The organism is Kitasatospora sp. NPDC097691 (assembly GCF_040302665.1).
Classification (GTDB): Bacteria; Actinomycetota; Actinomycetes; order Streptomycetales; family Streptomycetaceae; genus Kitasatospora.
Map to the genome: position 1 here is coordinate 1 of NZ_JBEORY010000063.1, position 11,624 is coordinate 11,624.

Below are 11,624 nucleotides of genomic sequence, written 5' to 3' on the forward strand. Positions count from 1 at the left end.
CCTTCACCTGATCATCGACCCGGCCCACATACACCAACTGGCCATCGGCATTCCACCGCGCCACATCACCCGTGCGATACATCCGCACACCCGCAGGACCGAACGGATCCGCGACAAACCGCTCCGCCGTCAGATCAGCACGCCCCCAATACCCACGCGCCAACACCACACCCGCGACATACAACTCACCCGCCACCCCCGGCGGAACCGGACGCAGAGCACCGTCCAACACATACGCCCGCGTATTCCAGAACGGACGACCAATCGGCACCGCACCCGAACCCACAACCTCACCAGGCTCGATCCGGAAATCCGTGCAATTGACCGTCGCCTCCGTCGGCCCATACGCATTCACCACCACCACACCCGGATGCACCGACCGCCACGAATCCAGCGCCTCACCCACCAACGCCTCACCACCCGTGACCAACATCCCCGACGCCGACACCCCCGCCGGCAACACCTCCAACAACCCCAAATGCGACGGCGTCACCTTCATGAACGACGGACGACCGAACTCCCCCGCCCGCTCATCCAACTCCGCCAACACCACACACCCACCACTCACCAACGGCGCATACAAACCCGTCACCGACAGATCAAACGCCACCGACGAATGCAACAACGACAACCCCGCCGCATCCCCATACACCTCACGAGCACGCACCAAATACGCACCCACCGAACGATGCTCAACCACCACACCCTTCGGCCGACCCGTCGAACCCGACGTGAAAACCACATACACCGGATGCGACAACGACAACCCCACCCGACGATCCACATCCGACACCACAGCATCCGAAAAACCGGACACATCCAGCATCGACGGGTCATCGATCACCAACACCGGACGCGCATCCCCCAACACCTGCGCCACCCGCTCCGCCGGCGACCCCGCATCCACCGGCACATACGCACCCCCCGCCTTCACCACACCCAGCAGCGCCACCACCAACTCCACCGACCGCGGCAGCACCACCCCCACAAACGACTCCGCACCAACCCCCCGCCCGATCAACCACCGAGCCACCCGGTTCGACCACGCATCCAACTCCCGATACGTCAACGACCGCCCACCCGCAACCACCGCCACCGCATCCGGCGTCCGCACCACCTGCTCACCGAACAACACCGGCAACGACACCTCACGAACCACCCGCGACTCGCCGTTCCACCCCACCAACACCCGCTCACGCTCACCCGCAACAAACACATCCACCCGGTCCACGAGGACCGACGGGTCGGCCACGACCTGCTCCAACACCCGGACCAGCCGGTCCTGGTGGGCGGTCAGCTCGTCCTCCCGGTAGAGGGCCGGGTCCGCGTCGAACTCCAGGCGGATCCCCCCGCGCGACGTCGCGCTGCCGTAGAAGTTGACCTTCAGGTCGTTCACCGGCCCGGTGGACAGCGGGTGGACCGTGGCGGGGCTGTCCCCGAAGACCGGCTCGCCGGCGAAGGCCATCACGTTGACCGTCGGGCCGAGGCGGGCCTGGCGGCCGCCGGACAGGCCCAGTTCCCGGACCAGGTCCTCACCGCGGAACCGCTGGTGGCGGATCACGTCCGCCAGCGAGCGGGCGACGTCGGCGGTCAGTTCGGCGAAGGTGCGGTCCGGGTCGGGCGTCACGCGGATGGGCAGGACGTTGACCATCGCGCTCGGCGTGGTCAGCCCGGTGCGGCCGGTGCGGCCCGCGAGGGGGAGCGCGAAGGTGAAGTCCGTGCGACCCGTCATGCGCTGGTAGAGGGCCGCGGTGGCGGCGATCGCCAGGGCGGGCCACGGCACGCCCGACTGCTCGGCGAGGGCGGCGAGCCGGGAGACCAGGTCCGGATCCAGGGTCCGGACGCGGCGCAGGCTGCTGTGGGTGCTGCCGGCCGTGCGGTCGGCGAGGGTGATCGGGTCCGGCACCTCCGTGAACCGGTCCAGCCAGTACGCGCGGTCCTGCCGCCGCCGTCGCGAGTCCGGGTAGGAGGCCTCGTCGGCGACCACCCGGTCCAGCGTCGCGAAGGGGGACGCCGGGGGCTCCTGCCCGGCCAGCAGGGCGGTGTAGAGGGCGGCGACGCGGTCCGTGTAGACCGACTGGCCGAAGCCGTCGAGCACCGCGTGGTGGTAGCGGTGCACGTAGAAGGAGCGCTCGTCGGCGAGCCTGAGCAGGGTCTGGGCGCTGAGCGGGCCGCGGCCGAGGTCGAACGGACGGGCCATCTCCCCCGCCATCCAGCGGTGCGCCGCGGCCTCCGGGTCCGGGGTGTCCCGCAGGTCGATCACCCGCAGCGGCCGGTCCCCGGCGGGCGTGACCAGCTGCCGGAGCCGCGGTTCGCCGTCCGGCTCGTGGTCCGGGCCGGTGTCCTCCGCGAAGTGGGAGCGCAGGGCCTCGGTCTCCTCGACGCCCCGGCGCACGGCCTCCGCGAGCACGTCGACATCGACCGGACCGTCGATCTCGTAGTAGCCGCCGCAGTTGTAGAGGGGGCTGTCCGGCTGCAGTTGCTGGGCGACCCAGATGCCCAGCTGCGCGGCGGTGACGGGTCGACGGAGCGTACGGGCGTCGTCGGACATGGACGAGCGGTCCTCTCGGATCTGCGGGGTGGCGGACTGCGGGCGTGGCGCGGACGCGTGGGGCGGGACTGGAGCCGGTGCGGGTGTCGGAGGGTCAGGCCTCCCGGGCCAGCTCCTCGACCAGGGCCGCGCTGAGGGCGTCGATGGTGGGGTTGTCCCACATGACCGTCGGGTCGAGGGAGATGTCGAGGTGGTCCTCCAGCTCGGCGGCGACCGAGAGGACGTAGAGCGAGTCGAGGCCGTAGTCGGAGAGCCTCGCGGCGGGGTCGATGGTGTCCGCGGGCCGCTCCAGGTGGGCGGCCACGCAGTCGACCAGCCAGGTGCGCAGGCTCTCGACGGTGTGGGTGTCGGTACCGGTGTCGGTCATGGGGCTCTCCTCGGTGGCTGTGGTCGGGGGACGGTGGGGCCGGTCGGGCCGGGTGTCCGGTCAGGGCCGGTCGGATCGGGTCCGGTCGGGGCCGGTCGGGGCCGGTCAGGGCCGGTCGGGAAGGGCTCGCCGGGCCAGGTCGAAGGACCGGCCGTTCTCGTAGCGGTCCACGAGCTCCGCGTACAGCTGCTCGTGCACCGGGCCGGTCGGCTGCGCGGACCGTCGGGCCCGACCGGTCAGCCCGCGTCCGGGGGCCGCGGCGAGCAGCCGCGGGTCGCAGAGGGCGGCGACCGCGGGGTCGGCGAGCAGCTCGGTGAGCGGGACCGGGGCGGCGTCGGGCTCCGGCGTCCGCCGGCCCGCCTCGAACAGGGCGCGCTGGGTCTCGGACAGCAGCTGCTGGAACGCGGCGTGCTCGCCCACGCGGATGTAGAAGCGCGACCCCATGACCACCGAGAGGCGGTCCAGCGCGCCCTGGAGGACGCGTGGTCCGAGCACCGCCAGGGCCCGCGCGGGGGCGCCGCGCTCCGCGGGCCCGGCGTCCGTCCCGCGCACGGCGAGCGTGGCCAGCACGTCGCAGAGCAGGAGGTCGGCGAAGGCGCCGGAGAGCAGCGAGCGCAGGGCGGGCAGGTCGATCGCCGCGGCCCCGTAGAGCCGGCGGGACCGCAGGTGCCGCAGGGTGATCCGGAGGGCGGAGTCGAGGGCGCCGACGCAGGCACCGACGGCCAGGGCCTCGGCGAGGCCGTCGGACCCGGCGGCCACCGCGGGCAGCACGGCCAGGGCGGGCGACCGGCGGTGGACGGCCCGCAGGGCGTGCAGCACCGACTCGGGGTCACCGTCCGGGACCGCCCACGCTTCGCCGTCGGGGCGCCGGTGGTCCTGCGACGCGGCGAGGACGGCCTGGAAGCCGTACGGGTTCGCGGGGTCGTAGGGGTCGCCGAGGCGCTGTTCCAGGGCGTCCGCGAGGGCTGCGGTGGTGGTGTTCACGAGGCCTCCGCCTTCCGGGTTCCGACGGGCGCACGGTGGCCGGGGGCGTCCGGGTGCCCCGGGGCGTCCGGCCGGCCCGGGGTGCCGGGCTGGTCCAGCAGGGAGAGGAAGGTGCCGGGCGGGCAGGCCAGCAGCTCGTCGGCGAGCTCGTCCAGCACCTCGGCCTCGGCGTCCTCGACGGGTTCGCCGAGGTCGGTCAGCGCCTTGACGAGGCAGCCGCGCAGCCACGCGTCCGGCACCGCTCCGACGCCGGCACCGTCACCGGCCCCGGTCCCGGTCCCGGTCCCGGTCCCGCGCAGCCAGAGGTGCAGGACGCCCGCCGCCGCGAAGCACAGTTCGTAGCGCTCGGCGAGGTCGAACGCCTCGGCCGGTACAGCCCGGGGGGTGAACCGGACCGCCGCCATCGCCTCGTGGAGCCGGTCGGTGGCGTCGAGGAGCCGCTCGGCGAGCGGGAGCAGCGAGCGCGGCGCGGCGGGCGTGGCGGACGAAGCGGGCGCGGCGGTCGTCGCCCCGTCCGGCTCCCGGGCGGCCCGCTCGCGCAGTTCCGCGACGGCCCCCGGCAGTCCGGCCACGACGGAGCAGCCGCCGGTGGACAGCAGGCTGAGCGCGGCCGGCCGGAAGGGCCGCGGCGGGGTGTGCGGGTCGACGGCCTCGGCGAGGCCGTCCGCGTCGACGCGGCCCTTGCGGTAACCGCGGGCGATGCGCACGAACTGCTCGATCAACGCGTTGCGGTTGACGAGACTGCTGCCGTCGAAGATCCCGATGATGCGGTGGTCCCGCTCCGCCTTGGCGAACAGGGCGTGCGGGTCTCCGGCGCCGAGCAGCCCGTGCGGGCCCAGGAGGTGCAGCAGCTGGGCGATCACGGCGTCGGTCTGGGCCGGGACGTAGGCCTTGGCGACGGCGGAGATCACGCTCATCTCGCCGGTGAGGGAGTGCAGGGAGCGCACCGCGACCAGGCCGGTGGCCTCGGCGAGGAGCAGTCCGGCGGCGGCCTCGCCCAGTTCGCGCCGGACGTGCGGCTGCCGCGCGAGCGCCGCGTCCGGCTGCCCGGGGGCGAGCGGTGCGCCGTCGGCCCGGTGCGCGGCGGCGAAGTCCGCGGCCAGGCGCAGCGCGTGGTCCCCCGCGCCGAGCGACATGGCGGCGCAGCAGGTCCGGGTGATGTGCAGGGCCTTGACGATGATCTCGACGCCCTGGCCGGGCGCGCCGATCAGCGCGTCCGCGGGCAGCAGGGCCCGGTGGAAGGCGATCCCGCTGATGTCGGCGCCGCGGATGCCGTAGGTGGGCACCTTGGGCAGGGCGGTGTGCGCGCCGGGTGCCAGCCGGGCCTTGTCGACCAGGAAGAGGCTGAAGCCGCGCGGGCCGCCGGCGTCGTCGGTGCGGGCGAGCACGGTCACCAGGCCGGCCCGGGTGACGTTGTTGATCAGCCACTTCTCGCCGTCCAGCAGCCAGCCGCCGTCGGGCGCGGGGCGCGCGACGACCTCGCCGGCGAGCAGGTCGCTGCCGTGGTGGCGTTCGGTCAGCGCGCAGGAGACCACCTCGGCGGCGGTGATCCGCCGGCCGAGCCGCCGGGCGGGTTCGGCGGCGTCGGCGATCCAGGTGGGCACGGCGCCGAGGTAGGTCTTGCCGTGGGCGGCGGCGACGGTGAGGTCGATCCGCGAGACGGCGCGCAGCAGCCGCATCACGACGCCGAAGTCGTCGAGGGCGCCGCCGTGTTCGACGGGCACGTAGTAGCGGGGCAGGCCGGCCTCGTCGAGGGCCCGGCAGGCGTCGGCGGGGAAGGCGTCGGCTTCGTCCAGGGCGGCCAGGGCGGCCGTGTCGAAGGGCTGTCCGGGGCCGGTGAGTTCGCGCAGCAGCCGGGTGAACCGCTCCACCGGGTCGGTGTCGGCGGGGCTCCGGGCGGGGGGCGCCGCGGCGGTCATGCGCCGGCCTTCCCGGCGGCGGTAGCGACGGCGGCGGGAGCGGCAGCGGCAGCCGTGGCGGCGACCGGGCGGAGGAGGTTCTCCTGGTAGTCCGCGTAGGTGGGTTCGAGGGCGCCGGCCCGGAACAGCTCGCGCATCGCCGAGCGCTGGACCTTGCCGCTGGTGGTGCGGCGCACCCCGCCGGGGCGCAGCAGCAGGACGGCGCCGACGGGGGCGCCGAACTCGCGGGCGACGGTCAGCCGCATGTCGGCGGCGAGCCGGCGCAGCGGCTCCTCCTCCTTGATGCCGCGCACCTCGTGGGTGACGACGAGGACGTCCTCGCGCTGCGGGCCGTCGCCGGGGACGGCGAAGCAGGCACCGACGAGGCTGCCCAGTTCGGGCTGCTGGACGCGGAGTTCGTGCTCGATGTCCTGCGGGTAGAGGTTGCGGCCGCGCAGGTTGAGCACGTCCTTGAGCCGGCCGGTGACGTACAGCTCGCCGTCGTACAGGGTGCCGAGGTCGCCGGTGCGCAGGTAGCCGGTGTCGCCGTCGTCGGTCGTCGCGCGGAACTCGGCGGCGTTGGTGGCCTCGCGGTTCCAGTAGCCGTGGCCGATGACGGGGCCGCGGAGCCAGATCTCGCCGACGCCGCCCTCGGGCAGGACGCGGTGGGTGGCGGGGTCGACGATCCGGATCTCGGCGCCGGTGACGGGCCCGCAGCCGGCCACGGCGCGGCCGGACGCGCCGTCGGCGACCGGCCGGAACTCGTGGTTCTCCAGGAGGTCCGGGTCGATGTGGCGCACGCGGGGGCGGCCGTCGAGCGCGCCGGAGACGAAGAGGGTGGCTTCGGCCATGCCGTAGCAGGGGCTCAGGGTGGTGGGCTGCAGCCCGTACGCGGCGAAGCGCTGCTGGAAGCTGTCCAGGACGGCGGGGCGGACCGGTTCGGAGCCGTCGACGGCGTACTTCCAGCGGGACAGGTCCAGGCCCTCGGCCTGGTCGTCGGTGATCCGCCGGACGCACAGCTCGTACGCGAAGTCGGGTGCGGCGCTGGTGTGGATCCCGAAGCGGTCGATCATGTGCAGCCAGAGGTGCGGCCGCTTGAGGAAGGTGGACGGGCTCATCAGGACGGTCCCGGCGCCGCGCAGCAGCGGCGGCAGGATGATGCCCATCAGCCCCATGTCGTGGAAGTGCGGGATCCAGCCGCCGAACGGGGTGTGCTCGTCGATCCCGAACCGGTCGATGATGGTGGAGCTGTTCTGCAGCAGGTTGCCGTGGGTGATGACGACGCCCTTGGGGTCGCCGGTGGAGCCGGAGGTGTACTGCAGCACGGCGACGGTGTCGTGCGCGGCGGGCGGCATCGTCCAGCCGTCCGGGCCCGGTCCGGCGCCGTCGTCGGTGACCAGCAGGGCGAGGTCGTCGATCCCCTCCTCCGTGATCCAGTCCTCGACGTCGCCGCAGGTGGCGGTGTCGGTCAGGACGGCCACCGCTCCGGCGTCGGCGGCGATCCGCACGACGCGGTGGCGCTCGTGGCGGTAGCGGCCCGGCAGCGAGGCGGGGACGGCGACGGCGCCGGCGTAGAGGCAGCCGAGGAAGGCGGTCAGGAAGGCCGGCCCGGCGGGGTAGAGCAGCACGGCCCGCTCGCCCGGGACGATCCCGGCGGCGCGCAGCCGCACGGCGATCTCGCGGGCCTGCCGGTCCAGCTCCGCGTACGTCAGCCGGATCGCCCCGTCCTCCCGGAGCGGATCGCTCACGAATGTCAGCGCGTCCTTCTCCGGAATTCTCTCCGCATGCCTGACGAGCACTGCGGTGACACTGGGGGCGGTGACGATTTCCGCCATGTGGATGCCTGCCCTTCGCCTTCGCTCCTGGGAATTCCTGCCGCGCCGGTCCGGCACCGCAGCTTCTTTCTAGCGACGCCCCGGCGGGCCGCGGAAGGCGGCTGACAGCAAACTGCAGGACGGGACGGGCAGGCGCCCGGCGGCGGGGTCCTTTCCTGCGCCCCGGGCCCCGTCGGGGGCCTCCGACCCTCCGGTACCGGCCAGTCGGGACCCGGTCCGGGGGCTCTGACGGGCAGTAGAGTCGAGGCACCGTCAGCGCGCGGCCGTCAGCGCGAGGCCGCCTTTCCCGACCGCTGGCATCGGACTCCTCCCATTCCGCCGAGTGATCGGCGTACCGGTCCTCGCGCCGGAATGCGCCGGTTCTCCCGAGACCGGATCCCCCATGAATTCGACACCTGGAACCATGAATTCCTCACCTGGTACCGAATCCCCTTCCGTGCTGCTGACCGGCACCTCATCCGACGCCCACACCTGGAATCTCGTGTACCTCCAGCTCGTCCTGGAGGAAATCGGCCACACCGTGGCGAACCTGGGCCCGTGCCCGCCCGACGACCTGGTGGTGCGTTCCTGCCTGGAGCTGCAGCCCGGGCTCGTGGTGGTCAGCAGCGTCAACGGCCACGGCTTCAACGACGGGCTGCGGCTGATCCGGGCGCTGCGGGCGCGGCCCGAACTGGCCGCGACCACCGTCGTCATCGGCGGCAAGCTCGTCACCGACGGCCTGCGCAACGTCGGCATGATCCGCCGGCTCACGGCGGCCGGCTACGACCGGGTCTTCGACGACGGGGAACTGCCCGCGTTCCGCGCCCTGGCCGCCCGGGCGCCGTACCGAGCCGTGTCGTGACTCCGCCGTCGTTCGGCGGCTTCGTGGCCCGCGCGCACGCGCGGGGCGAGCTCGTGGTGCAGCCGCGGATGGGCTTCAGCGATCCGCGGCTGATGCGCGAGGGGCTGGAGCGGACCAGGGCGGCCGAGGCCGTCACGGTCGGCACCCTGACCCTGGACAGCTACACCCGGGTCAACGACCTGGCGGCGGCCCGGCTGGCCGTCGCCGAGGGCGTCCCGCTCAACGGCTACCCGATCTGCACCCACGCCCCCGCCGTGTCGCACACGGTGCTGGACGGCGTCCACGGCGCCGACTTCCCCGTGCAGGTGCGGCACGGCTCGGCGCGGCCGGAGCACATCGTGGCCGCCCTGCTGTCCCTGGGGCTCGACGCCACCGAGGGCGGCCCGGTCTCGTACTGCCTGCCGTACAGCCGCACCCCGCTGAGCGAGGCGGTGGCCGCCTGGCGAACCGTCTGCGGCATGCTCGCGCGCGCGGGGACCGAGGACCGGGTGCCGCACCTGGAGAGCTTCGGCGGCTGCATGCTCGGGCAGTTGTGCCCGCCGTCGATGCTGGTGGCACTGAGCGTCCTGGAGGGCGTGTTCTTCGCCCAGCACGGCCTGCGCAGCGTCTCGCTGAGCTACGCCCAGCAGACCAGTCCGGAGCAGGACCGGGAGGCGGTGGCCGCCCTGGACGCGCTGGCCGGCGAACTGCTGCCGGGCGTCGACCGGCACCTGGTCGTCTACGCCTACATGGGGGTGTACCCGGCCTCCCGGACCGGCGCGCTGCGGCTGCTGGAGGCGGCGGCGCGCCTCGCGGTCGAGTCGGGTGCGGCCCGGCTCATCGTCAAGACCGCCGCCGAGGCCCACCGCATCCCCACCATCGCCGACAACGTGGAGGCGCTGGAGACCGCCGCGCGGGCGGCGCGCACCACCGTGCGGCCACCGGCCGGGGCCGGCCCGGGCGTGGACTCCGAGGTGTACGCGGAGGCCCGCGCCCTGGTCCACACCGTGCTGGCGCTGCACGACGACATCGGCGAGGCGCTGCTGCTGGCCTTCCGGCACGGCCTGCTCGACATCCCGTTCTGCCTGCACCCCGACAACGCGGGGCGGAGCAGGAGCTTCATCGACACCGACGGGCGGCTGCGCTGGTCGGACACCGGACGGCTGCCGCTGACCGGTACCGCCGTGACCGGCGCCCGGAAGCTGACCTCCGCCGACCTGCTGACCGCGCTGACCCGGGTCCAGCGCACCTACGACCCAGGAGGCATCCGATGACCGCCACCATCCCGCTGCCGGACCGCTCGGCCGGCACGCCCTGGCAGGGCAGCAGCGTGCCCGCGCAGCTGCTGATCCTCACCGGCCGCTCGGTCCGGGCCCATCTGGCGCACCGCCGGGCGGTGGTCCTGAGCATGCTCCAGCCGGTGTTCATGCTGCTGCTGCTCAGTCAGGTCTTCGGCAGCATCGTCGACCGCGGACACCTGCCGGCGAAGGTCGGCTACCTCGACTACCTGCTCCCGGCGCTCCTGGTGACCACCGGGATCGGTCCCGCGGTGGCCTCGGGCATCGGACTGGTCCGGGACATGGACAACGGCGCGGTGGCCCGGCTGCGGACGCTGCCGATCCACGCGCCGCTGCTGCTGATCGCCCGCAGCCTCGCCGATCTGCTGCGCACCGCCGTGCAGTTGGTGATCCTGCTGGTGGTCGCCGTCGTGGTGCTGGACGCCGATCCGGCCGGCGGTCCGCTCGGGCTGCTGGCCGCCCTGCTGCTGACCTGTGCGGTGGTGTGGGCGATGACCTGGATCTTCCTCGCCCTGGCGGCGTGGTTGCGCAACGCGGAGGCCATGCAGAGCGCCGGCTACCTGGTGACGTTCCCGCTGATGTTCGCGTCCAGCGCGTTCGTGCCGGCGGACCGGCTGCCGGGCTGGCTCCAGCTGCTGGCGAGGCTCAACCCGCTGTCGTACGCGATGGACGCGAGCCGGGCGCTCGCCCTCGACCTGCCGCTGGGCACCCGGGTGTGGGCCGCCCTGGGCACCAGCGTGCTCGTCGCGGCGGTCGGATCGGCCGCCGCCGTCCGGGCGTTCCGCCGCCCGGTGGCCTGACCCCGCGACGGCCCCTCCCCCCGTACCGGACCTCCCCCTCGGACCGGACGTCCTCCTGTACCGGACGTCCTCGGACCTCCACGAAACGGAGCACCCATGACCGAACTGCGATCACGGCCGCTGGTCCGCCTGGACGCGGCGCCCGACCCGGGCACCGACGCCGAGGCCTGGACGGCGCGCCATCGCGCGGAGATCCGCGAGCTGGCGGCCGGGCACGGCGCCGTCCTGGTCCGCGGACTGGACCTGGACGGGCGGGACCGGGCCGCCGCCGTCGTGGCCGGGGTCCTCGGCGAGGGCCTGGTCGAACGCGAGGGGTTCGCCCCGCGCGACCCGTTCCCGGCCCCCGGCGTGTACTCCTCCTCGCACTGGCCGGCCGACCAGCCCATGTGCATGCACCACGAGATGAGCTACGCGGCCCGGGCGCCGCGGCTGCTCGCCTTCGCCTGCGTCACGCCGCCGACGAGCGGCGGGGTGACGGCGCTCGCGGACGCCCGGCTGGTCCTGGAGGACCTGCCGGCCGCGCTGGTCGAGCGGTTCGAACGGCACGGCTGGCGGCTGACCCGGCACTACAACCCGTTCGTCGGCATCGGCTGGCAGGACGCGTTCGGCAGCACGGACCGCGCCGAGGTGGACGGTTACTGCGCGGCCAACGGCATCGAGACGCACTGGGACTCCGACGGGGCCCTGCGCACCGTGCAGACCCGGCCCGCGGTCCTCGCCCACCCGGACACCGGCGAGCGCTGCTGGTTCAACCAGATCGCCTTCCTCAACGAGTGGACGATGGCCCCCGAGGTCCGGGAGTTCCTGATCGCCGAATTCGGTCCCGAGGGGCTGCCGTTCAACACCTTCCACGGCGACGGGACACCGCTGGACGCCGCCGCGGTGGACTCGATCAACGAGGTCTACGAGCGCCACACGGTGCGCGAGCCCTGGCAGCGGGGCGACCTGCTGGTGGTCGACAACGTCCGTACGGCGCACAGCCGCGAGCCGTACCGGGGCGAGCGGGAGATCGTCGTGGGGCTGGGCGAGCCGTTCCGCCCCTGAGCCGCGGCGCCCTCCGCACGAAGGAGC

9 protein-coding genes are annotated in these 11,624 nt (G+C 73.8%); 4 read left to right on the plus strand and 5 right to left on the minus strand.

Translation table 11 applies throughout. The features are described from left to right. The 5 genes from ABTY56_RS31890 to ABTY56_RS31910 all read right to left on the minus strand — a co-directional run. Positions 1-2,551 (minus strand): amino acid adenylation domain-containing protein (locus ABTY56_RS31890; protein WP_350632840.1); only part of this gene is annotated, 2,551 nt, incomplete at its 3' end. A 94-nt stretch (positions 2,552-2,645) separates the two neighbouring features. Beyond that, positions 2,646-2,918, minus strand: a complete 273-nt coding sequence (locus tag ABTY56_RS31895) for an acyl carrier protein (RefSeq protein ID WP_350632841.1) — start codon at positions 2,916-2,918, stop codon at positions 2,646-2,648. Positions 2,919-3,023: 105 nt separating this feature from the next. After that, positions 3,024-3,902 carry a hypothetical protein gene (locus ABTY56_RS31900; RefSeq protein ID WP_350632842.1) on the minus strand — a complete coding sequence of 293 codons (879 nt, stop codon included), beginning with the start codon at positions 3,900-3,902 and terminating at the stop codon, positions 3,024-3,026. Continuing rightward, positions 3,899-5,821, minus strand: a complete 1,923-nt coding sequence (locus tag ABTY56_RS31905; protein ID WP_350632843.1) for an acyl-CoA dehydrogenase family protein — start codon at positions 5,819-5,821, stop codon at positions 3,899-3,901. The genes ABTY56_RS31900 and ABTY56_RS31905 overlap by 4 nt, the downstream gene beginning before the upstream one ends. After that, positions 5,818-7,635, minus strand: a complete 1,818-nt coding sequence (locus ABTY56_RS31910; protein ID WP_350632844.1) for a fatty acyl-AMP ligase — start codon at positions 7,633-7,635, stop codon at positions 5,818-5,820. Before ABTY56_RS31910 ends, ABTY56_RS31905 begins: the two co-directional genes overlap by 4 nt. Positions 7,636-8,038: 403 nt before the next feature. Between ABTY56_RS31910 and ABTY56_RS31915 the strand changes: the two genes are divergently transcribed. From ABTY56_RS31915 to ABTY56_RS31930, 4 genes are all read left to right on the plus strand, one after another. After that, positions 8,039-8,476, plus strand: a complete 438-nt coding sequence (locus ABTY56_RS31915) for a cobalamin B12-binding domain-containing protein (protein WP_350632845.1) — start codon at positions 8,039-8,041, stop codon at positions 8,474-8,476. Continuing rightward, positions 8,473-9,729: a methylaspartate mutase gene (locus ABTY56_RS31920; protein ID WP_350632846.1), complete on the plus strand. Its 1,257-nt coding sequence runs from the start codon at positions 8,473-8,475 to the stop codon at positions 9,727-9,729. Before ABTY56_RS31915 ends, ABTY56_RS31920 begins: the two co-directional genes overlap by 4 nt. Further along, positions 9,726-10,553, plus strand: coding sequence for an ABC transporter permease (locus tag ABTY56_RS31925; RefSeq protein ID WP_350632847.1), 828 nt, complete (start codon positions 9,726-9,728; stop codon positions 10,551-10,553). The genes ABTY56_RS31920 and ABTY56_RS31925 overlap by 4 nt, the downstream gene beginning before the upstream one ends. A gap of 96 nt (positions 10,554-10,649) precedes the next feature. Then, entirely contained in the window at positions 10,650-11,597 is a 948-nt protein-coding gene (locus ABTY56_RS31930) for a TauD/TfdA family dioxygenase (protein ID WP_350632848.1), read from the plus strand. The last annotated feature ends 27 nt before the right edge of the window (positions 11,598-11,624 follow it).